This window comes from Rhodococcus erythropolis NBRC 15567 (genome assembly GCF_001552595.1).
Lineage (GTDB): Bacteria > Actinomycetota > Actinomycetes > Mycobacteriales > Mycobacteriaceae > Rhodococcus_F > Rhodococcus_F erythropolis.
Genome location: NZ_BCRM01000033.1, coordinates 11279 through 31825, shown reverse-complemented (window position 1 = coordinate 31825; position 20547 = coordinate 11279). Strand labels below are relative to the sequence as shown.

The following is a 20547-nucleotide window of genomic DNA, read 5'->3' as shown; positions in this document are numbered from 1 at the left end:
CTAACTAGGTGGGCAATCAGTCTGCAACCGGACATCGAACAGTGAATGACGCACTGGTGACGAACCTTCGTGACGGCGGAGGCGCAATGCCCGCGGCGAGGGGAGTCATAACCCGGCGATGTCCGGTAATGCGGGAGGTCCGTCGCAGAAGTCTGTCGCGCGAACGCCACTGATGAGTATGTGAAGACAATTCCTGCGGTCTGCGATATCTCTGGTGACCGGGAGGATTTCCCAAGGTTGTTCCAAGACCATGACGTGCTGACCTTGTTCCGGCCCGAACCGCTATCCGATGGCATCGATCTCGCCCCCGAGGATTGGTTCATCCCGTTCGAGCGGGAACGCGCGCGTGATCCCGACTGCGGTTTCCGCTCTTGACCTCTCGTCCGACGAGTGTCATCGCGTACCAGTGGTGTCATTTCGGGGAGGCGGGGCCGCCAGTAGTTCTCCCGCCGACCACCTACCGCACGGGGCTCGCACCTTGACGGCCTGTGGGCCTTTCGCGCCCTGTTCGATCTCGTACTCGGCGTTCTGGCCTTCTTCGCAGCACTCGGTGATGAAACATTCGAGGGACCCGTCAAGGAGCGCATACGCTGTGTTGGTTCCCGCGCTGGATTCTGCTTAGCAACTCTCAGACGGCAGAAGCCGTACGCGATGGACAAGTCGCGTGGAAATGGCGCCTTCACGGTAGGCGCGCACGAGCGAATTTACCTCCGCGAGAAACAGCCGCCGCTCCCCGCGTGACGGTGTGGACGCCCGAGAACGTGCTGCAATCTGGGATTTGTCGGCGGATCTGCGTGGGCCGACCTCGTCCAGCGGTTCGAGACGACGGAAATCTGCAGAGGTCAGCACAGCAACCTGCTGGCCTTTTCGGTTTCACCGGTACATGTCGGAGCCATACTGTACGGTTGGTTTGTGTCACTGACCTCTGCAAACAGTGTTTGAAGTACGGAAAGGGTTGAAGCTACCGGTACATGATTTGTTGCATGGAGCTGAGTCAGCGACCTCTGGCGGTTGTACCGGTCACCGATTTGCAGCAGCACCCAATACTTGCAAAAGAATGATAATGAGCAGACAATAGAAACACCACTGCTTTTATTAATTTACATATTGATGGAGGATTACCGATGGCAGACCCGCGAGCATTTCTGAGTTTTGACTACGATCACAACCTAACAGCGAAAAACCTATTTGCAGGTCAAGCGCATAAAGAGTCACCGACTTCTTTCATCGTTGAAGATTGGTCATCCAAAAGCGTGCTTCCAGAAGACGAGTGGGAGGAATTGATCTCAAAGAAGATCGGCCAATGCCATCTCCTGATTGTGCTTGTCGGAAAGACTATGGCCAGTGCATATGGAGTAGCGGCTGAGATCGCCATGGCTAAAGACAAGAATGTTCCGATTTTCGGTGTATACGTCGATGGTGCCGACTCCTCAAGCAACCTCCCTTCAGGCTTGGCACGAAATCGAACGATCGACTGGCACTGGGACGAGATTGGCGCAGCAATCGACCAATGCATGACTGAAGGAAAAAATGTCTAATAGTCGTAGAGCGCTGATAGTAGGAATAGACGACTACCCGACTCAGCCTTTGCGCGGGTGCGTCAATGATGCAAATGCTATTTCAGAGTTACTCAAACAGGATCATGATGGTGCGCCAAACTTCGACGTGCAACTTGTCACTACACCCTCCACGACTATTACCCGTGCCATTCTGACAGACAAGATCCAAAAATTGTTCAAGCACGACAAAGCGGACGTTGCCTTACTGTACTTTTCTGGACACGGCACTGAAAACGATTTGGGCGGGTACCTTGTCACTCCTGATGCGAAAAAGTATAACGAGGGTGTCAGTCTGACAGATGTCTTAACATTGGCGAACGATTCTAAAGCTACCGAACGAATCATCATCTTAGATTCGTGCATGAGCGGCTGGCTTGGCGAAGTGCCGGCCACCGGAGGGGCAAATAGCAACCTGAGGGAAGGCGTCTCGATACTCACAGCATCGCGTTCCAATCAGGTTTCAATCGAATCCGGCGGACGGGGCGTGTTTACCGAGCTTGTCTGTGCGGCGTTAGAGGGAGGGGCAGCTGACGTGCTGGGCGAGGTGACAGCAGCCTCTATCTACACATACGTAGAGCAAGCGCTGGGCCCATGGGAACAGCGCCCCTTATTCAAAGCACATTTGAGTCAGATGGCACCAATACGGGTGGCTCAACCTGCAGTAGAAAGACCTACACTTCGACTTCTTACTACTTGGTTTCCTGCACCAAACGACGAATTTCCACTCGACAAATCCTATGAAGACACTGAACCTGGATTCAATCCGGACCATGTGCAAGTATTTAAGAAGCTTCAAAAATGCAGAGACGCTAAGTTAATCGAAGCCGTCGATGCAGAGTTTTTATACTTTGCAGCCATGAACAACAAGTCTTGCCGACTCACTGCCCTTGGAAAGCGCTACTGGCAGCTTGCAAAGGAAAACAGGATATGACAAATCGTGAAGGACAGGTCGAGCGAATTGGTTTTACAGGCCATCAGGGACTTACGGATAGGACAACCGTCCGAGTAGGTGCGGAGATTAACAAGTTCCTCTCCGAACATGAGAAAATTGTTGGGTTCTGCTCACTTGCAGAAGGCGCTGACCAGTTGTTCGCGAATGCTCTAATAGAGCACGGTGGCCAATTAGTGGCAGTTATACCTTGCGAAAATTATGAGAGCACGTTCACAGATTCGCATACCCTCGACAAATATAGGTCATACCTTAGCGCCGCAGCTAAAACTATTCAACTAGATTATCCTGAGCCAAATGAGGACGCATTCTGGGGTGCAGGAAAAAAAGTCGTCGAACAATCAAACACCATAATTGCCGTATGGGACGGTAAAAATTCAAAAGGCCTCGGCGGTACGGGAGATGTCGTCAAATATGCGCGCGAACTAGGAAAGCGGGTAAACATAATCTGGCCACCTGGGAGCGAACGCAAATAGTCACTAAAAATGCATTAGCAAGCAAAGATACGTACGCCTGCACTTCCACAGAGATATACCACTTCTGCGCATAGAAGTCTTTATCGTCCAGCGCCATCAGCTTAGAAAAATCTGGTTGGAGCATCAAGATTCGCATTCTTTAACACATCCTGCGCACCAGCGCATCATCCACGATCTCTATTGTCCAGCAGAAGATCTGATCGATCAGGAACTCACACAGTACCGACGCGATGTCTTGCAGAGGAACAAGTCACTCGCGAATCGCGCAGGAAAAATCTACATGCGCTATGCACGCGGTGACAGCTACGTTCCCCCGCCAACTGTGACCAGCAACGGCAGAGTCGTGTACGTCCGCTCGGTTCTCCAACCTCAGCCCGACCTCCACCAGATTGCGAAGGTACTCGTTGCACTCGCGATGGTGGGGAGTAAGTCACCTGAACACAGAGATCGGGACGGCGCTGAGGACCACGCTGCCTGACCGCATCTACTCATCTCGGGCCGCCCACCGATTGAACTTCGGCGGGCGCAGTTGCACGCCCGATTTCTTGAGCGCCTTACCAACACTGCTCGCTGCCAGGTGGTACTTCCGCCCGAGCTCAACTGTCGATTTTCCACGTTCGTAGTGCCAGGTCAGCTCCGCCAGCAGCTTCGCATCGATCGTCGCTCGCGGATGCAGCGGTATGCCATGTTTGACCAGCAACCTGGTCACCGTTTGACGGTGAATGCCGAACAGCTTCGCAACCTCAAATGCCGTCTTGCCCGAACGATAGACATCGATCATTGCGGCCAACTCAGTCTCACTCAGTCGACGCTGCGGCTGATACTCCGACTCCGGCACCCCTACCTGCGACTTTTCCACCGACTCCGGTTCGATTCGGTCACCCAATTCCCGGACAAGCGCCGCAAACGGGGTGTTTTTGTTCGAAACGGATTCACGTAGGAGCACCACAAGATTTGATTCACGGATAGTCACACTGCGTGGACGAGCGGCCGCTGGGCAGAGCAGTCCGATACGGACCGAAACCTAGCCCACAAATTACGTGCCGTCCGCAGTAATCTGCCTCGCATGAAGAAGGCACTTCCGAAGACCCTGAAGTCACTCGCCCGGACCGTTGGAATCCTGGCACTCGCGATCGTCGTTGTATCCGTCGTCGAGCGGTTCACCGGCGCACACCAACCGACTACCGGTCCCGCCTCGTTGACCGGACCCGACCAATCGTTGTAGCCCTTCCCTTGTGACAGGGTCGACACATGACGTTCGAGGAACAGGACGAGTCGACATGTGAAAGCCGTCCGATCGCAGATGATGGGCCATTCACGCTGGAAGTCGATGGAGAAATCTTCACGGTGACGGTCCGCCCCGGGGAGCCGGGCGCGTCCGACTACGACTGGAAATCGGGGCCGAACGAGGGGTACGGGTTTTCCAGTTTTCACCGTGTTTCCTACTACAGTGTCCTCGACCGAGCGAACAGTCCATCGAACGAAATTCAGCCCGAAACTATCGATGAACACCGTGCGTCGATCCGCGACTTCCTCAGCAAGGTCAACCCGGAGACCGGATATATCGGAGACTGATCGTCAGAGTTGCCAGTAGCGTTGCCGTCATGATTACGGACCCGACGAGGCCGTGGTGGGAGACTTACAACAACAACGTCCTCTCCGCCCGCGAAAATGGCTGGAGCGAAGACGATTCCAGGCTCTCTCGCGAACTATGCGACCTACTCGATGACGTCGCTGCCGCGTTCGCCATCACGGGCGCGCAGACACCAGGGTGGCTGAGCCCATACAGCGGCGACGTCCAACCCCGCAAGGACTCGTACGAACGTTGTACCGATCCGGAGAAGTTCCTGATCGTGGTGGCAAGAGCTCGAGCGTGGACAAAGGTCCTCGTCGATCGCGTCTGGGCACGAGAAGTACCGCCTGTGCGATGGGCGCTCCGTCCCTTGGAGTCCGGCGGGGCCGACACCGTTTTGGAGCCTTCGAGTGACGGTGCGGTTCCGCTCGTGCTGACAACGCACACTCCGGTCGACAGCGCCCACCCGTTCAATGTCACGATCGCTGCGGGCAACCCGGCTGTGGCGATGGCGTCCATTCCTGACTGTGCCTGCGACGGATGCGACAGGGGGTCCGCTGTACTGCTCGAAGAATTCGACACCTGGGTGTTGTCAGTGGTCGACGGTTCCCTCGAAGTCGACGTCACAGCCGCCTGTTATTCGATTCAAACTTCTTTTCACGGCGGAAGGCACGGGGTCCAGTACCTCGACGAACCCACAGCTTTCACCGCGGCACCGTGGCCCCCGAATTGGACGGCACGCTCGTTCGCGTCTACAAGATGAGCAGGCGCTGAGCCCTGATCCCGCCGCTACAGAACCTTCGTGAAGATCTGCGCCGACGCTGCCGTCTCGAGCTTGTCCAGCGCCTCAACCAACCTGACGAAGTGCTCGGTATGAGTGTGGGCGTCGAGGTGCTCCTGCGATTCCCATTCCTCCGCCAACACGAGCTCGCAGGGATTGTCGGTGCGCTGCAGTAACTCGTAATTGATGCAGCCGACCTCTTTTCGGGTCTCGGTGACAAGTTCGTCATACAACCGAAGCACTTCCGCGAGATCGCCCTGCTCCACCGTTGTTGGCACCAACACCCTGATCACAAAGACTCTCCGATTCGACTGTCCTGCAATAGCCCGTCGGCTCGAAGTCTGCCGTAGACCTCCGACAGATCGACATTTCCGTTGTGACTCGAAGTTTGCGGACAGGCGCAATATCTACGAAACACCCCCGATACCGGAGGTTCGTAGGGTTTGCCGAAGTCGGGCTCGCAATCAGCAGCGCAGCCCTGGGCCCGGGCGAGGGGTAAGCACATGAGTGGAAATGCAGTTCGCTTGCAAGCGATCAAGGACGTCGAGGCCTACACACCTCCGGTGGTCAGTTTCACCACCGACGAGACACCCGGCGAGGTGTTCGGTGCCAACGTCTTCAACAAGGTGGTCATGCAGAAGCGACTGCCCAAGCTCGTCTACAAGTCGGTGATGGCGACGATCGAGCAAGGCAAACCGCTTGATCCCATGGTCGCCGATGCGGTCGCGTCCGCGATGAAGGACTGGGCGTTGGAGAAAGGCGCAACCCACTACGCCCACGTCTTCTATCCACTGACCGGGTTGACGGCCGAGAAGCACGACAGCTTCCTCGAGCCGGTCGGCGACGGCAGTGCACTGGCGGAGTTCGCCGGCAAGACCTTGATCCAAGGTGAACCCGACGCCTCGAGTTTCCCGAACGGCGGGCTGCGCAACACATTCGAGGCTCGCGGATACACCGGCTGGGATGTCACGAGCCCGGCCTACGTTCTCGAAAACCCCAACGGCAACACACTGTGTATCCCGACCGTGTTCGTTTCGATGACCGGCGAAGCGCTCGACCACAAGACTCCCCTGCTGCGTTCACAACAGGCAATGGGTTTCCACGCCGAACGAATCCTGAAGTTGTTCGGCCACGACGACCCCGAGCACATCGTGTCGTTCTGCGGTCCCGAGCAGGAGTACTTCCTGATCGATCGACACTTCTTCCTCGCCCGCCCCGACCTCCTCAACGCCGGCCGAACACTCTTCGGCGCAAAGCCGCCCAAGGGCCAGGAGTTCGACGACCACTACTTCGGGGCGATCCCGGAACGTGTGCTCGGATTCATGATGGACACCGAGCGGGAACTGTTCAAACTCGGCATCCCCGCCAAGACACGGCACAACGAGGTTGCGCCCGGCCAGTTCGAAATCGCCCCGATGTTCGAGCGAGGCAACATCGCCGCCGACCACCAGCAGTTGCTGATGACCACCTTCAAAACCATCGCCAAGAAGCACGGCATGGAATGTCTGTTCCACGAGAAGCCGTTCGACGGTGTCAACGGCTCCGGCAAGCACGTCAACTTCTCGCTGGGCAACTCCGAACTCGGCAGTTTGCTTGTCCCCGGCGACAATCCGCATGACAACGCCCAGTTCCTCGTATTCTGCGCCGCAGTCATCCGGGCCGTCCACAAATACGCCGGCCTCCTGCGCGCGTCGGTCGCATCGGCAACCAACGATCACCGTCTCGGTGCCAACGAGGCTCCCCCGGCAATCATCTCGATCTTCCTCGGCGATCAACTGGCCGACGTCTTCGAGCAGATCGCCAAGGGCGCGGCAACATCGTCGAAGGACAAGGGCACCATGATGATCGGAGCCGACACCCTTCCCGTCCTGCCGACCGATCCGGGCGACCGCAACCGCACGAGCCCATTTGCCTTCACCGGCAACCGTTTCGAGTTCCGCGCGCCAGGATCGCTGCAAACAGTCAACGGCCCGATGGTCACCATCAACACGATCATGGCCGAGGCCTTGGACTACATGGCCACCGAACTGGAGGCCGCGGTCGCCGACGGCGCCGATTTCGACACCGCCGTCCAGAATCTGCTCACCGAGATCATCACCAACCACGGTGCGGTTGTCTTCAACGGCGACGGTTACTCGGAGAACTGGCAGATCGAGGCCGAGTCTCGCGGCCTGCCGAACCTTCGCACGACGCTGGACGCCCTTCCTGAACTGATCACCGAGTCCTCGATGGAACTCTTCGAGAAGTACAAGGTCTTCAACCACCGAGAGATGCACAGTCGCTACGAGGTCGGACTCGAACAGTACGCACTGAGCATCGGCGTCGAGGCACGCCTGGCCGCCGAAATCGGTACGACGCTGATCCTTCCGACTGCAGTGCGCCACCAGACGGAAGTTGCGCAGAACTTCGTCGCACTGAAGTCCGCCGGCCTCGAACCGGATTCAGCTCCGCTCGAAGAAGTGTCGGCGCCCGTTGTGGCTCTGCGCACAGCGCTCGCGGCCCTGCGCGCAGCAATCGACACCGACGCCGGCGAGTCGCCATTCGATCAGGCCAAGCACGCACAGGACGCACTCCTGCCCGCCATGGCAGAGGTACGTGCAGCGGCCGACTTCCTCGAAACCATCGTCGCCGACGATCACTGGCCACTCCCGACGTATCAGGAAATGCTCTTCATTCTCTGAGCATCACCCGAATATCACTACCCACAGAACTGTGGCCTGCAACTCGATCGAGTTGCAGGCCACAGTTGTCGAATCTTGCTCGGGCTAGCGGTCTTCCGGCATCGTGACTTCGAGGACGCGAGCCTCACCGGTGGTCGCGGGGTCAGGACGATCGCGCGAATCCGACGACGCCATCTTGAGTCCGTTCAAGTCGGTTCGCATGTAGATGACGTTGTAACGGTCCCACGTGGTCGCGACGAATTCGAGGAACTGTCCGCTCGCCCACGGGTGCATGAATCCGCCGTACAACGCGGGCAACGTGATTCCGCTCAACAGAGTTTGGGTGCCGCTCCACGGGCCTTGCGGTTGGTCGGCCTGACGGATCACGAGGTTGCCCTCGGCACTGGTGTACATCGCGACGTACTTGTTCAGGTAGTCGTTCCACTGCACGGCAAGTTCACTGACCGGCGCTTTGATGACCTGCACCGCATCGGTATCTCGCGGACTCCAACCGGAGCCGTCCCAGTATTCGTACGCGCCGAGGTTTCTGATGTCGGCTCCGGCAACTCGCGCCAGGATCGCCTTACCGAAACGGCCTGAGGGAGTTCCGTATTCGTACAGGTAACCATCGCGTCCGTCGACGAAGGCACTCTGCTGGAAGTTGGAATTGATCGGTGATACCGCCGGAATCCCCGGGATACCGAGTCCTTCTGTGTTCGCGCGAACCGTCGCCGGATCGAGCTCCCAGTTCTCGCCGTTGTCCGTGGAGAAAGCCAGAGCCGAGTAGTTGGTGGTCCAGGCTCCGGGTTCGTCCCACGACCGAACGGACATGAATCTGATGTACTGCACACCACCGTAAGAGATTCCAGCGGTCGGGATGGTGGTGAACTCGCCCGGAATGCCGAATCCCGGAATGATCTCCTTGGAATGATTGGGGCCGTCCAAAGGAGAACTGTCGATCTTCATGCCGTCGGCGATGGCGGTGTCGTTGCTGCGGAACAACACGTTGCTGCGCCAGTCGTCACCCGGGGTGTCGCAGTCGCCAACCGTATCGCCGAATGCCATCAGAACGTCGTGATCCGGCCCCGAAAGACCGTTGTCCCACATGATTCCGAGGTCGGTTCCCGACACGTTGAACCGCTCGATAGTGTTATTGGGACTGCCTGGGCCAGTGACCATTTCGATCGCTTTGGTGCGGCCGGTCAGCACCGGCAGAGCACCGTTGGGCGCGCCGGTGATCCACGGCAACGCGTTGGCGAGGGAGCCGGAACCGGCGGAACCACTGCCAAGTGATCCGGTCAGCGAACCGAGCGAACCCGTCATCGATCCGGCGGAACCACTTCCTCCCGACCCACACGGTCCGCCGATCGCCGACGCAGACGGTGCTGCGGCAATCGTCGCGGCAATCGTGACGACGCCTATCGACAACATCGCCGACATGGAGTGTTTTTTACGCACGTGCAGCCCCTCTGATCATTTCGACTCCCGTTCGGACCACAGGCACAGTGATCCCCGACCGCAGAAGCAAACCATTTGGACTGTGTTAAGAGAGTGAAAGCTGAGCAAATTGTTATAAATCGCCCGTTCAACTGACACAAGTGACAGCTGTGTCCGATTTCACCTTCACAGGACAGTTGTCCGATACAGCAATAAAGGCGCCTAGTATGTAACGGAAATGTAAAAGAGTTCTCACAACGAGGTAGGTGAGCGGTGTCCGTACGTGACCGCGTAGCGCAGATTTACGATCAGGTTTTGGTTCGCAATGCAGGAGAGCCCGAGTTCCATCAGGCCGCCGCAGAGGTCTTCGAGTCTCTTCACGTAGTGCTCGAACGCCACCCCCGCTACGCCGACGCCGGACTCATCGAGCGGCTTTGTGAGCCGGAACGCCAGATCATCTTCCGCGTGCCGTGGACCGACGACCAGGGCAACGTTCACGTCAACCGTGGCTTCCGCGTGCAGTACAACAGTGCACTCGGCCCCTACAAGGGCGGCCTGCGCTTCCACCCCAGCGTCAACCTGGGCATCGTGAAGTTCCTCGGCTTCGAGCAGATCTTCAAGAACTCACTCACCGGCCTGCCCATCGGCGGCGGCAAGGGTGGCTCGGACTTCGATCCCAAGGGCCGCTCCGACGCAGAGGTCATGCGCTTCTGTCAGTCCTTCATGACCGAACTGCAGCGTCACATCGGTGAATACACCGACGTTCCGGCCGGCGACATCGGCGTCGGCGGTCGCGAGATCGGCTACCTGTTCGGTCAGTACAAGCGGCTGACCAACACGTACGAGTCGGGCGTCCTCACCGGCAAGGGCATCACCTGGGGCGGATCGCAGGTTCGCACCGAGGCCACCGGCTACGGCGTCGCGTACTTCGTCGCCGAAATGCTCAAGGCAAAGGGTGAAGGCCTCGAAGGCAAGAACGTCGTGATCTCCGGATCCGGCAATGTCGCCATCTACGCAATCCAGAAGATCCACCAGCTCGGCGGCGTCGCGATCGCCTGCTCGGATTCCTCGGGATACATCGTGGACAAGAAGGGCATCGATCTCGACCTCCTCAAGGAGATCAAGGAAGTTCGCCGCGGCCGCATCAGCGAGTACGCCGACGCAGTTCCGCATGCCGAGTTCATCGCCGATGGTTCCATCTGGGACGTGCCGTGCGACGTCGCACTCCCCTGCGCGACTCAGAACGAGCTCGACGAAGATGCCGCAAAGACCTTGATCGCCAACGGCGTTCAGGCCGTTGCCGAAGGCGCGAACATGCCCACCACCCCCGGTGGCATCCAGCTCTTCCGTGACGCGAACGTAGCCTTCGCGCCCGGCAAGGCGGCCAACGCCGGTGGCGTTGCAACCTCCGCCCTCGAAATGCAGCAGAATGCTTCGCGTGATTCCTGGAGCTTCGAGTACACCGACGAGCGTCTCGCCGGAATCATGCGCGGCATTCACAAGCGCACCATCAACACCGCTGCCGAGTACGGAAAGCCGGGCGACTACGTGCACGGCGCGAACATTGCCGGCTTCGTGAAGGTGGCCGACGCCATGATTTCACTGGGCGTCATCTAGAGATTTCCGCAATACAGACAGCAGTACAAAAAGGGGTGATTTCACCCTGAACCGGTTCCCGTACATCGGACTGGTCGAATCAATACCTAGGCCTCGAGGGCCCTGGGTCCGCGAGGACCCAGGGCCCTCGAGCTTGATCTGAGCAAATCGCCCGCGACGAGCACCGTAGGCGCCGGCAATGATCCCAGACGGAACTCGTGGTGTCCTCCGAATCCGTTTTCCGCTCTGACGTCGAAAAACACCGTAAGTGGACGATTGTTTAGGTCCGCAGCGCGTGGGGCATATGGACTTATCTTCACATTTGTCCATTTCACAGTTGGACGATCGTTCATGTGGTAGAAATCACAACGCCTGGCGCAATTCGATCCGCAAATTTCAGCGGCGAGTATGCCCCCGAACAAGGCCTCAGCGTGTACCCCGCTTCGTAACGCGCCGAGCCTCCGGGTGCCTGTGCCAGGCGACGCACCTGTCTAGAGGAGGCCACCCATGTCCCCAGCGCTGCTGAACAACCCGGGACCGCTCATGTTGGGAGGCAAGCCCGCCTCCACAGCGGTCAACGACGTCATCCCACTGGCAAGCGATCTCGTAGATCACCTGTCCCGTGCCAACCCGACGTTGACTTCCCTCCAAACGGAGGCAGTTCGTCGGGAACTGATTGCGGTGATCGTGCAGGGGCTCCAAGTGGGGATCCAGCTGCTGGATCACCGCAAACTTCCCACCGACCAAGAGTTGGACGGCATTCACACGATGACCGTCCAACAAGCATTGAAAGGCGTGCCACTCAGCGCGATCCTCAACTTGACCAACGAGGGCATCAGCACTTTTCGCACCCTCATCCTCAGCCGGGCCGACGCCGAGGACTCCGCCAATCTCGGGGATCTCAACGAGTTCTTGTTCGCACTCGCGCAGCGGCTTCACTCGTTCATCTCGATCAGCTATCTCTCGGCTCTTCCAGCTGGCTCCCAACTCGGGGAATACTCCGCCGGCGCTCTCGTGAAAGCCATGCTGGACGGCGACGATCCCACCCAGCTTGCGTTGCAGATGGGCGTTGAACTCGCACCCCGCTATCTCGTCCTGCGGCTCCTGGTGAACCTGCCGCCCATCCGCCCGGGAGCACGCAACGGCAACCACCAGCGCATACAGGCCTACCGTGACCTCTCCGTCGCTCAATCGAAAATCGCGGCCCACTTCGGGTCGGCGCTGCTCGAAGCTCCTGCACCGCAACGTGGTCTGGTCCTGATCGAGGGCACACCCGACTGGGGAACAGTGTGCGAGGTCATCCAACGTGCACGCGCAACGGTCGGGGTGGAGATCACAGCAATCGCCGAGAACGCCGCGGTACGAGATATCGCCGCCGCCCAAGCAACCACTCACGAATTGGCGCAACTCGTGCGGCGCCTGAGACTGCCGGCGCGGTCGTACCGAATGGAAGACCTCGCGCTCGAGTATCAACTCACTCGGGGTGGCGCAGGCCGCGACAGCTTGATCAATCTTCTAAGGCCACTCGACGGCAATCCGGAACTGCTGCAGACATTGTCCATACATCTCGCCAACGGCCAGCATCGTCAGCGCACCGCGTCGGCGCTCGGCCTGCACACCAACACCGTCGACAATCGAATCAAGCGCATCGCAACCCTGACCGGATTGGATCCGGCCCTGCCCTCTGAACTGCTCAAACTGCGCGCTGCCATGATCTCTCTGACTTTCGCAAGCACTGATGTGGACAATCGTCCAGCGAAAATGTGAACACTCACATCCTCGCTATTAGCTGTCCACGTGTGGCGCCTGGACCCCACTTTTCCGCTCCGAACCGGGCTATAAAAGTGTGGTGCGAATCACCGCGCAAACCAGTAACAATTAAGGGGAAACACATGATCAACGGCCAGGATAACGCTCTCCTCGGTGCCTTCTTCGACACCATCCTGCAGCTCTTCAACGCGGGCAGCACCGGCACGGGTTCGACGGATGGCGGCGGCGTCTCCTAGGACGAATCTCGGGCCCTGTGCGAGAGAATCTCTCGCGCAGGGCCCGCTCCAAGCCGCCTGACACTGTGATGGCGGTGACCACGGTGACCACCACGTCGCCACCGCTGAAACCAGGAGCAAGCACATGATCGCCGCACCAACCACAGGCGCTTTGGCCGTCGTCTTGAACACCGTCCTACAGATGTTCAACGCCGGCAGCAGTTTCCTCTACACCAACAACTCTCCGATTGGCGGCGGCGGCGGCGAAACTCCCACGACGCCTGCTCCCTGATCGACTTACCCGCTCGCATCACAAAGTCGCGGCACAGACAGGAACCACCGTGATAAACCAGCACACCCTGGGCAGCCTGGTCATCGACTTCGGCTCACTCTCCCGAGCACTCGGCTTCGGCAACGGCTCTATCGTGTCGCTCGGCAGCACCGGAAGTGGCTGAAACAGCCCGCCTGACCACGTCGACGATCCCGTCGCCGCTCACCTTGCTCACCACATCTCGAAACAGAAAGCAGGTCCCCCTGTGCCTACAATTCCGCTCACCGGCGACCCCATCGTCATCAACATCATCGTCCAGCTACTGAGCGCGGGTAGCAGCAATGCGCTCGCATTGGGCGGGGTCGGTAGCAGCGGTCTCGGCAGCACCGGGCTCGGCAGCTTCGACTCGGCGAGCCTCGGAAGCGCTGCTTAGGACCTCACTTGTGATCGGTGTTCGATCCGCGTCTTCGGCCGCCGAAACAGTCCACGAAACCCACGTTGCCCTCCGTCATCTGTGACGGAGGGCAACGTGGTCGTTCAGGCGAAACGGCTCGCGGTTGGGCGATCCGGCCGTCGGCCTTACTGTCTCGGCGATCGAAGAGTTGGAATCAACGCCAATCTTCCGGTGGATCGGTCTCGTCGTGCTCGATGGTCACGGACTCCGAACGATCGTCAGCCGCAGCCTTTTTCGCTGCTTCACGCATCTCGATTCCGTCGGACACCCAGTCACCGATCTCGCGCGTCACGTCTCGAACAGCCCCGGCGATGATCATCGCGATGGAGCCCACGTGGTTGGCTGCACTTTCGGTCAGTTCCTGGACCGTGTCCTTGCGGCGTTCGAATTTCCCGACCATCAGTGTGTGCCTCTCAGGCTGCAGTTCGCTGGCGCTCGACGATAACACCGGGAGGGGTCTTCGACTTGACCAAACCGGGCGGAAGAGCGAGCTTGAAGATCTTGCCCCATACCGAACCGATCTGCTTGAAGAACCCACCGGTGTTGTACGGCAAACCGTACTTCCCACACAATTCTTTCACCTGGGGAGCGAGTTCCGGATAACGATGCGCAGGCAGGTCCGGGAACAGGTGGTGCTCGATCTGGTGCGAGAGGTTGCCGGACATGATGTGGAAGAGCGGGCTTCCCTCGATGTTGGCGCTGCCGAGCATCTGACGCACGTACCACTGACCACGAGTCTCGTCGGCCGTCTCGTCCTCGGTGAAGCTCTGTACGCCGGTGGGGAAATGGCCACAGAAGATGATCGAGTACGTCCACACGTTTCGGACCAGGTTGGCGGTGACGTTCCCCGCGAGAGTGGTCACGAACAGCGGCCCCGTGAGAACCGGGAAGATGACGTAGTCCTTGAGGACCTGCTTGCCCGCCTTGTTCCACCAGCCCTTCAGAAGCGGCTTGACGTCGTGCCACTTGCGTTTGCCCTGGATGACGTTCTCGATCTCGAGATCGTGCATCATCACACCCCACTCGAAGAGCATCATCAAGGCAAAGGCCCAGACCGGATTACCGAGGTAATAGGGGTTCCACTTCTGCGCGTCGTCGATACGCAGGATGCCGTATCCGATGTCACGGTCTTTGCCGAGAATATTGGTGTACGTGTGGTGCATGTAGTTGTGCGAGTGGCGCCACTGGTCGGCCGGGCACACCGTATCCCATTCGAAGACTTCGGAATTGAGCCCGGGTTCCCGCATCCAGTCATATTGACCGTGCATGACGTTGTGGCCGATCTCCATGTTGTCGAGAATCTTCGACACACTCAGCGCACCGACTGCCGCGAGCCACACCGGCGGTAGGAATCCGAGGTACATCAAGCCGCGACCTGCGACCTCGAACCCGCGCTGAGCCTTGATGATCTTGTAGATGTACTCCCGGTCTTCGGCCCCAAGCGAAGCGACGGTGCGATCACGCAAGGCGTCCAACTCGCGGCCGATCTCCTCGACCTGCTCGTACGTCAGGACGACGGGAGCGTCGTCCTTCGCATCGGAACCGTTGCCGAGGAACGGGAGGGTGGGAAGTGAAAGTCCAAACATGTCGGTCTCCAGACAGTCGTGTGGAAAATGGGACTTCAGATGTCGACGGTGACGTCGCCGACGGGAGCGCTGACGCACAGCTGGATCTTCTTGTCCGGCTCGTCGTCTGTCTCACCGGTGCGCACGTTTCGGGTACGACCCGCCTTCTTGACGGAGGTGCAGGAGAAGCAGATTCCCATCCGGCATCCGTATTCGGGATTGAGGCCCGCAGCTTCTGCTTGTTCGAGAAGTGTTTCGCCGGAGTTCTCGGCCGCCACCCCACTTTTGGTGAATGACACCTCGCCGCCGGCCTCACCCGGCTCGGCCACCGCCGGCGCGAACTCCTCGGTATTGAGCAAGTGCTCGACGTCGAGCTCACGGAACACCTCACGCACTCCCCGCATCAGACCGGGAGGCCCGCAGAGATAAGCCTGGGCGTCGATCGTGTCCGGATCGGCGATCCACGGAGCCACGGCGTCGAGGTGCCCGCGATCGAAGAAACCTTCGAGGTCACCTCCACCGCTTTCGGTGTACACGAGTACCAGTTTCACGTTCGGGTTCCGCTCGGCGATGGTCTTCAGCGCGCGCGTGTATGCCACGTCGGCATCGGTGTTCGCGTAATGCACGAACACGATCTCGCCCGAGTGCTCCTCCTCCACCAGCGTCCGAAGCATCGACATGACCGGGGTGATTCCACTGCCGCCACTGATCAACAACACCCGACGCGGGCGGTCGACGGGAAGGGAGAACACACCGTCTGCCTGCGAGAGGCTGACAACGAGTCCGGGCGCCGCGTTGGCGTACAGATACTGCGACACCAGGCCACCGGGATGCGCTTTCACGGTGAGCTCGATCAGCCCGCTGCGCGTAGACGCGCCGCCGGCCGGCGAGTAGCAGCGAGTGTGACGAACACCGTCGATCACCACGCCCAACTGCACGAACTGGCCCGCCTGAAAACCGCGCCACTGGCGAGTCGGGCGCAGCGTCAGAGTGACGGAGTCAGCGGTCGGATGGTCGACGGCGACAACCTGCGCGCGGATGTCACGAACGGTCGCCATCGGGTTGACCAACTCGAGGTACCGATCGATCTGATGTGGAGCAGCCATGGCTTCGATCAGTCCCACCAAGGACAGTCCGCGCCGAGGTGTGGACTTCGGTGTCGTGTTCTCAGGAGCAGATGCGATTGTCATGACCCTCCTCGTACTTCGATTGCCGGGTGTATCGATTGCTGGGCTAGCTTCCCCCGACGGCGTGAATTCAGTGTACAAATGTTCACCGAAGATAGTGTGACAGGTGCACACAAGTACATGTCAACAAGAATGTGATCCGAGTTACACGAGTTGCCGAAAGGAGCCGGAATGCCTGTACCTACACTCGACGTCGTGACGAAGGCCGGACCGGTGAACCCAGAGCGCAGGGAACCCGACAACAGGGAGCCGGAAAGTCGTGCCGCAAAGAAGGAACGCACACGCCAAGCGCTCTTGGACACTGCCATGGACCTCTCGGCCGATCGCGGCTTCGCCGGAATCAGCTTGCGAGAGGTAGCCAGGGAAGCCGGGATCGTTCCGACGGCGTTCTACCGCCACTTCGCTTCACTGGAAGACGTCGGTGTCGTCCTCGTCGAAGAGAGCATGCGCATGTTGCGCCAGATGCTGCGCGACGCAAGGCGTAATCCCAGCACCAAGGACGCCGCTACGTCACTGGGCATCCTTGTGCGACAAGTGCATACACACGAGCGACAGTTTCGGTTCCTCTGCCGCGAACGCTACAGCGGCGTCAGTGAGGTACGACGTGCGATAGCCACTGAAATGCGGTTGTTCGTCAGCGAACTGACCATCGACCTCTCCAGAATTGCCGGACTGGAAAGCTGGTCGTCGGACGATCTGGAAATGGCTGCCGACCTGATCGTCTCGACGATGTTCAGCGCTGTCGTCGAACTGCTGGACGCCGGGACGGCCGGGTATCGCGACGAAGCCGCCGTCATCACACGAGCCGAGAAGCAACTGCGAGTCATCATGCTCGGAATGGCCACCTGGAATCCACCTCGAAACTGACCTCGGGTTCACCTTTTCGACGTACGGTGAGAGTCATGTCTTCCACGAGTACATACGAAATCCCCGTTGGCGACCTCACCTTCGACGTACTGATCTCGGGCCCGGACGACGGCATTCCGCTGGTAGCGCTGCACGGCTTCCCGGAGAGCGCCGCATCCTGGGGCAAGGTCACACCACTGCTCACCGCGGCGGGATACCGTGTGATCGCACCGAATCAGCGCGGATACTCCGCCGGCGCGCGCCCCGAAGGGGTGGATGCCTACAAGATCGAGCATCTGGTAGCCGACGTCGTCGGATTGCTCGACGCGCTCGGCCTGTCCGACGCGCATCTGGTCGGCCACGACTGGGGTTCGGCGGTCGCCTGGCAGGTCGCCGGTCGCCATCCGAACCGGATCCGCAGCCTGACGGCGATCTCGGTCCCCCACCCCACCGCCTTCGGTTGGGCACTCCGCGAGGACGAGGACCAGAAGCAACGCTCGTCGTACATCGGACTTCTCCGACGGGAGGGTAAGGCCGAGGAAGTCTTGTCGGAGGACAACTTCCGCCGGTTGCGCGCAATGTTCGACGGCCAGATCGATCCTGAATTCGCCGACGAGCACATTCGTGTCCTGAGCGGGGAGGGCGCGCTCACCGGCGCCTTGAACTGGTACCGCGCGATGACTCGCGACTTCGGCGACATCGATCGCACCACCGTGCCGACCACGTATGTCTGGAGCACCGGCGACACAGCGCTCGGCCGCGCAGGCGCAGAACGCTGTGGTGAATTCGTGGACGCTCCCTACGAGTTCGTCGTGCTCGACGGCGGAAGTCACTGGATTCCGGAGGAGCGAGCCGAAGAGTTGGCCGAGGCAATCCTCGCACGTGCAGGATCCTGATCGTCGCGACGAATTCGGCTCTATGTATGTTGTCATACATAGAGCCGAATTGATTCCACCACCAGGAGTTCTGCGATGACCGAGACCGTTGCACCACCCCATCCGTTCGACACCGCTGTCGGATTGACGCCACTCACGGCCGGCTTGTCGACCGGCGAAACCAATCCGGCGTACAACAACATGGTCGGGCCGTTCGGCGGCGTCACCGCTGCCACATTGCTCGAATCTGTACTGAAGCACCCCGAACGCCTCGGCGATCCGCTGTCGTTGACCGTCAACTTTGCCGGTCCGATCACCGAGGGCGCCTTCGAGATCTCCGCCCGGCCGGTGCGTACCAACCGCTCGACGCAGCACTGGTCCATCGAACTGTCTCAGGACGGAACCGTCGCCACTACCGCGACGGCAGTGTTCGGTACCAGGCGTGAAACCTGGTCGTCTACCGAGATCACGATGCCGGAAGCTCCGTCGGCCGAAAACGTTGCGCTGCTGCCGTTCCCCGAGTTCATCGCCTGGGCACAGAACTACGAGATGCGCTTTGTCGAAGGTGCGATCCCCGATCTGGAGTCGGGCGAGCACCCCGACTCGACCACGACGCTCTGGGTGCGAGATCAGCCGGCACGCGCTCTCGACTTCACGTCGCTGACCGCACTGTGTGATGTCTTCTTCCCACGAGTCTTCTTGCGCCGAGGCAAGATGGCTCCGGCCGGAACGGTCTCGATGACCATCTACTTCCACGCCGACGCTCAGACGCTGACCGCACAGGCAGACAATTCCGTGCTGGGAACGGCGCGGACCCAACGGTTCGGAAACGGATACTTCGATCAGTCGGCCGAAATTTGGGGCAGTGACGGCGCATTGCTCGCTACGACACACCAGTTGGTCTACTTCAAGGATTGACGGGGATCGCACTGTCCCCTTCCGGCGCCTTCACCATCGACAATGCGGCAAGGCCGACGCCGAGAACCACCAGCAGTCCGATGATGCCGGCACGGTCTGCACCGAAGAGCCAAGCGAACAGGCCGAACAGTGTCGGCGCCAAGAACGACACTGCTCGGCCTGTGGTCGCATACAGGCCGAACATCTGACCTTCACGCCCAGGCGGGGTGATGCGTGCCAAGAAGGTTCGTGCCGAAGACTGAGCGGGCCCGACGAACAGGCAGAGCGCGAGACCGAAGATCCAGAACATCACCGGCCCGGACACCGCGATCAATATCGCGCCGACCACGATCATCGACGCCAGCGAGACGGTGATGACCTGTTTGGGTCCGATCCGATCGTCGAAGCGTCCGGCCACCAATGCACCGATTGCGGAAATCACGTTGGCGGCAACACCGAACAGCAGGACGTCGGCCGCACTGATTCCGTAGACGTTGACAGCCAACACGGCTCCGAAGGTGAACACACCCGCCAGACCGTCACGAAAGAGTGCGCTCGCGATCAGGTACCAGATCGTGCGCCTGTCGACGTTCCAGAGTTCGCGCAGATCGCGCCACAACACCCGATAGGAGTCGAGGAACCCGGCCTTGGACGCTCCCGGATCGACCGCGGGGCTGGGCAACTCGGGAACCTTGAAGAACACCGGAATCGCGAAGACCGCGAACCACACTGCAGCCAGCAGTGCCACCATCCGGATGTTCATGCCGCCGTCGGTGGTCAATCCCAGGAATCCCCGAGTGTCGCCGTCGCCGACGATGAACCCGAAGTAACACAGCAACAGCAGCACGATTCCGCCGAAATATCCCATGGCCCAGCCGAAGCCGGAGACTCGTCCCAGATTCTCCGGTGTCGACACCTGCCGCATCATGGCGTTGTACGGCACGCCGGCCAGTTCGAAAATCACCGAACCGATTGCGAGCAGAACCAATCCGAGCCACAGGTAGCGGTAGTTGTCCTCGACGAAATAGAGACCCGCCATCGAGAGCACGGTGATGCCGGTGAGTATCGCGAGTGAGAGTTTGCGTTTACCCGACGCATCGAAACGCTGTCCGGTGATCGGGGCGAGTATCGCGATGAAGAAGCCGGCGATTCCGAGAGCCCAACTGAGCCACGTAGTTGCCGAAATCGTGCCGGGCAGGTCGTCGCCGACCGCGTCGGTGAGATAGACCGAGAAGACGAACGTGAGGATCACGGCGTTGAATGCTGCCGATCCCCAATCCCACAGCCCCCACGCGAACACTTGACTCTTCGTGGCCGCACCACCGATGCCTGCGGGTGGCTCGGCCTGCATGCTCGTGGACTCGGCGCTCATACGGCGAAGCCTAACTGCGCGCGGGCGACTCGGCTCCTCTCTCCGAAGTCGACATACAAGACGT

The 20547-nt window shown here is 59.6% G+C and carries 21 protein-coding genes; 14 read left to right on the top strand and 7 right to left on the bottom strand.

The window, feature by feature from the left end:
* Positions 1 to 1124 precede the first annotated feature (1124 nt).
* The 3 genes from RE4_RS27430 to RE4_RS31135 are packed head-to-tail and all read left to right on the top strand — an operon-like array spanning position 1125 to position 2984.
* Complete coding sequence (locus RE4_RS27430; protein ID WP_024488379.1) at positions 1125 to 1538, top strand: TIR domain-containing protein; 414 nt, start codon at positions 1125 to 1127, stop codon at positions 1536 to 1538.
* Positions 1531 to 2490: a caspase family protein gene (locus RE4_RS27425; RefSeq protein WP_060939714.1), complete on the top strand. Its 960-nt coding sequence runs from the start codon at positions 1531 to 1533 to the stop codon at positions 2488 to 2490. Before RE4_RS27430 ends, RE4_RS27425 begins: the two co-directional genes overlap by 8 nt.
* Positions 2487 to 2984: a hypothetical protein gene (locus RE4_RS31135; protein WP_127159999.1), complete on the top strand. Its 498-nt coding sequence runs from the start codon at positions 2487 to 2489 to the stop codon at positions 2982 to 2984. Before RE4_RS27425 ends, RE4_RS31135 begins: the two co-directional genes overlap by 4 nt.
* 484 nt (positions 2985 to 3468) lie before the next feature.
* Here RE4_RS31135 and RE4_RS27415 read toward each other — a convergent pair whose 3' ends face one another.
* Positions 3469 to 3957, bottom strand: coding sequence for a hypothetical protein (locus RE4_RS27415; RefSeq protein WP_127160000.1), 489 nt, complete (start codon positions 3955 to 3957; stop codon positions 3469 to 3471).
* Between the two features lie 93 nt (positions 3958 to 4050).
* Here RE4_RS27415 and RE4_RS31360 point away from each other — a divergent pair, with 93 nt between their 5' ends.
* Genes RE4_RS31360 through RE4_RS27405 form a run of 3 tightly spaced genes read left to right on the top strand, consistent with a single transcriptional unit; the run spans position 4051 to position 5320 of the window.
* Positions 4051 to 4209: a hypothetical protein gene (locus tag RE4_RS31360; RefSeq protein WP_003945304.1), complete on the top strand. Its 159-nt coding sequence runs from the start codon at positions 4051 to 4053 to the stop codon at positions 4207 to 4209.
* Positions 4210 to 4235: 26 nt separating this feature from the next.
* The gene (locus RE4_RS27410; protein ID WP_021344742.1) at positions 4236 to 4559 is read left to right on the top strand and encodes a hypothetical protein; all 324 of its coding nucleotides are present in this window, start codon (positions 4236 to 4238) and stop codon (positions 4557 to 4559) included.
* 29 nt (positions 4560 to 4588) lie between these two features.
* Positions 4589 to 5320: a DUF6226 family protein gene (locus RE4_RS27405; protein ID WP_024488376.1), complete on the top strand. Its 732-nt coding sequence runs from the start codon at positions 4589 to 4591 to the stop codon at positions 5318 to 5320.
* Positions 5321 to 5346: 26 nt separating this feature from the next.
* Here RE4_RS27405 and RE4_RS27400 read toward each other — a convergent pair whose 3' ends face one another.
* A complete protein-coding gene (locus RE4_RS27400; protein WP_238077144.1) occupies positions 5347 to 5616 on the bottom strand; it encodes a putative quinol monooxygenase in 270 nt (89 codons plus the stop codon).
* 225 nt (positions 5617 to 5841) lie between these two features.
* On the opposite strand from RE4_RS27400, the gene RE4_RS27395 reads away from it, so the two are divergent.
* Positions 5842 to 8019, top strand: a complete 2178-nt coding sequence (locus tag RE4_RS27395; RefSeq protein ID WP_060939712.1) for a glutamine synthetase III family protein — start codon at positions 5842 to 5844, stop codon at positions 8017 to 8019.
* An 84-nt stretch (positions 8020 to 8103) separates the two neighbouring features.
* Here RE4_RS27395 and RE4_RS27390 read toward each other — a convergent pair whose 3' ends face one another.
* A complete protein-coding gene (locus tag RE4_RS27390; RefSeq protein ID WP_060939711.1) occupies positions 8104 to 9438 on the bottom strand; it encodes a glycoside hydrolase family 183 protein in 1335 nt (444 codons plus the stop codon).
* 270 nt (positions 9439 to 9708) lie between these two features.
* Here RE4_RS27390 and gdhA point away from each other — a divergent pair, with 270 nt between their 5' ends.
* The 4 genes from gdhA to RE4_RS31350 all read left to right on the top strand — a co-directional run bounded on the left by gdhA (position 9709) and on the right by RE4_RS31350 (position 13720).
* A complete protein-coding gene (gene gdhA / locus RE4_RS27385; protein ID WP_003945368.1) occupies positions 9709 to 11052 on the top strand; it encodes an NADP-specific glutamate dehydrogenase in 1344 nt (447 codons plus the stop codon).
* 486 nt (positions 11053 to 11538) lie between these two features.
* The gene (locus tag RE4_RS27380; RefSeq protein ID WP_019749122.1) at positions 11539 to 12798 is read left to right on the top strand and encodes a PucR family transcriptional regulator; all 1260 of its coding nucleotides are present in this window, start codon (positions 11539 to 11541) and stop codon (positions 12796 to 12798) included.
* A 363-nt stretch (positions 12799 to 13161) separates the two neighbouring features.
* On the top strand, positions 13162 to 13308 hold the full coding sequence (locus RE4_RS31355; RefSeq protein WP_019749123.1) for a hypothetical protein: 147 nt from the start codon (positions 13162 to 13164) through the stop codon (positions 13306 to 13308).
* A 244-nt stretch (positions 13309 to 13552) separates the two neighbouring features.
* Complete coding sequence (locus tag RE4_RS31350) at positions 13553 to 13720, top strand: hypothetical protein (RefSeq protein ID WP_003945367.1); 168 nt, start codon at positions 13553 to 13555, stop codon at positions 13718 to 13720.
* Positions 13721 to 13895: 175 nt separating this feature from the next.
* Here the strand turns inward: RE4_RS31350 and RE4_RS27375 are convergent, their stop codons facing one another.
* From RE4_RS27375 to RE4_RS27365, 3 genes are read right to left on the bottom strand one after another with little or no spacing between them, the layout of a single operon-like run.
* The gene (locus RE4_RS27375) at positions 13896 to 14141 is read right to left on the bottom strand and encodes a hypothetical protein (RefSeq protein WP_019749125.1); all 246 of its coding nucleotides are present in this window, start codon (positions 14139 to 14141) and stop codon (positions 13896 to 13898) included.
* 13 nt (positions 14142 to 14154) lie between these two features.
* Positions 14155 to 15327, bottom strand: a complete 1173-nt coding sequence (locus RE4_RS27370) for a fatty acid desaturase family protein (protein WP_020908255.1) — start codon at positions 15325 to 15327, stop codon at positions 14155 to 14157.
* 35 nt (positions 15328 to 15362) lie between these two features.
* Positions 15363 to 16496 carry a ferredoxin reductase gene (locus tag RE4_RS27365; protein ID WP_060939710.1) on the bottom strand — a complete coding sequence of 378 codons (1134 nt, stop codon included), beginning with the start codon at positions 16494 to 16496 and terminating at the stop codon, positions 15363 to 15365.
* Positions 16497 to 16664: 168 nt separating this feature from the next.
* Here RE4_RS27365 and RE4_RS27360 point away from each other — a divergent pair, with 168 nt between their 5' ends.
* The 3 genes from RE4_RS27360 to RE4_RS27350 all read left to right on the top strand — a co-directional run bounded on the left by RE4_RS27360 (position 16665) and on the right by RE4_RS27350 (position 19132).
* Positions 16665 to 17360, top strand: a complete 696-nt coding sequence (locus tag RE4_RS27360; protein ID WP_003945327.1) for a TetR family transcriptional regulator — start codon at positions 16665 to 16667, stop codon at positions 17358 to 17360.
* Between the two features lie 35 nt (positions 17361 to 17395).
* A complete protein-coding gene (locus RE4_RS27355; protein ID WP_019749128.1) occupies positions 17396 to 18235 on the top strand; it encodes an alpha/beta fold hydrolase in 840 nt (279 codons plus the stop codon).
* Positions 18236 to 18310: 75 nt separating this feature from the next.
* Positions 18311 to 19132 carry an acyl-CoA thioesterase gene (locus tag RE4_RS27350; protein ID WP_060939709.1) on the top strand — a complete coding sequence of 274 codons (822 nt, stop codon included), beginning with the start codon at positions 18311 to 18313 and terminating at the stop codon, positions 19130 to 19132.
* Here RE4_RS27350 and RE4_RS27345 read toward each other — a convergent pair.
* Positions 19122 to 20483, bottom strand: coding sequence for an MFS transporter (locus tag RE4_RS27345; protein WP_046378786.1), 1362 nt, complete (start codon positions 20481 to 20483; stop codon positions 19122 to 19124). The two genes, RE4_RS27350 and RE4_RS27345, sit on opposite strands and share 11 nt — an antisense overlap.
* Between the last annotated feature and the right edge of the window lie 64 nt (positions 20484 to 20547).

What these genes read in the sequence shown, in the direction of transcription:
- RE4_RS27430 (WP_024488379.1), top strand. Translation starts at nt 1,125, where the DNA reads ATGGCAGACCCGCGAGCATTTCTGAGTTTTGACTACGATCACAACCTA.
- RE4_RS27425 (WP_060939714.1), top strand. Translation starts at nt 1,531, where the DNA reads ATGTCTAATAGTCGTAGAGCGCTGATAGTAGGAATAGACGACTACCCG.
- RE4_RS31135 (WP_127159999.1), top strand. Translation starts at nt 2,487, where the DNA reads ATGACAAATCGTGAAGGACAGGTCGAGCGAATTGGTTTTACAGGCCAT.
- RE4_RS31360 (WP_003945304.1), top strand. Translation starts at nt 4,051, where the DNA reads ATGAAGAAGGCACTTCCGAAGACCCTGAAGTCACTCGCCCGGACCGTT.
- RE4_RS27410 (WP_021344742.1), top strand. Translation starts at nt 4,236, where the DNA reads ATGACGTTCGAGGAACAGGACGAGTCGACATGTGAAAGCCGTCCGATC.
- RE4_RS27405 (WP_024488376.1), top strand. Translation starts at nt 4,589, where the DNA reads ATGATTACGGACCCGACGAGGCCGTGGTGGGAGACTTACAACAACAAC.
- RE4_RS27395 (WP_060939712.1), top strand. Translation starts at nt 5,842, where the DNA reads ATGAGTGGAAATGCAGTTCGCTTGCAAGCGATCAAGGACGTCGAGGCC.
- RE4_RS27390 (WP_060939711.1), bottom strand. Translation starts at nt 9,438, where the DNA reads ATGTCGGCGATGTTGTCGATAGGCGTCGTCACGATTGCCGCGACGATT.
- RE4_RS27380 (WP_019749122.1), top strand. Translation starts at nt 11,539, where the DNA reads ATGTCCCCAGCGCTGCTGAACAACCCGGGACCGCTCATGTTGGGAGGC.
- RE4_RS31355 (WP_019749123.1), top strand. Translation starts at nt 13,162, where the DNA reads ATGATCGCCGCACCAACCACAGGCGCTTTGGCCGTCGTCTTGAACACC.
- RE4_RS27375 (WP_019749125.1), bottom strand. Translation starts at nt 14,141, where the DNA reads ATGGTCGGGAAATTCGAACGCCGCAAGGACACGGTCCAGGAACTGACC.
- RE4_RS27370 (WP_020908255.1), bottom strand. Translation starts at nt 15,327, where the DNA reads ATGTTTGGACTTTCACTTCCCACCCTCCCGTTCCTCGGCAACGGTTCC.
- RE4_RS27365 (WP_060939710.1), bottom strand. Translation starts at nt 16,496, where the DNA reads ATGACAATCGCATCTGCTCCTGAGAACACGACACCGAAGTCCACACCT.
- RE4_RS27360 (WP_003945327.1), top strand. Translation starts at nt 16,665, where the DNA reads ATGCCTGTACCTACACTCGACGTCGTGACGAAGGCCGGACCGGTGAAC.
- RE4_RS27355 (WP_019749128.1), top strand. Translation starts at nt 17,396, where the DNA reads ATGTCTTCCACGAGTACATACGAAATCCCCGTTGGCGACCTCACCTTC.
- RE4_RS27350 (WP_060939709.1), top strand. Translation starts at nt 18,311, where the DNA reads ATGACCGAGACCGTTGCACCACCCCATCCGTTCGACACCGCTGTCGGA.
- RE4_RS27345 (WP_046378786.1), bottom strand. Translation starts at nt 20,483, where the DNA reads ATGAGCGCCGAGTCCACGAGCATGCAGGCCGAGCCACCCGCAGGCATC.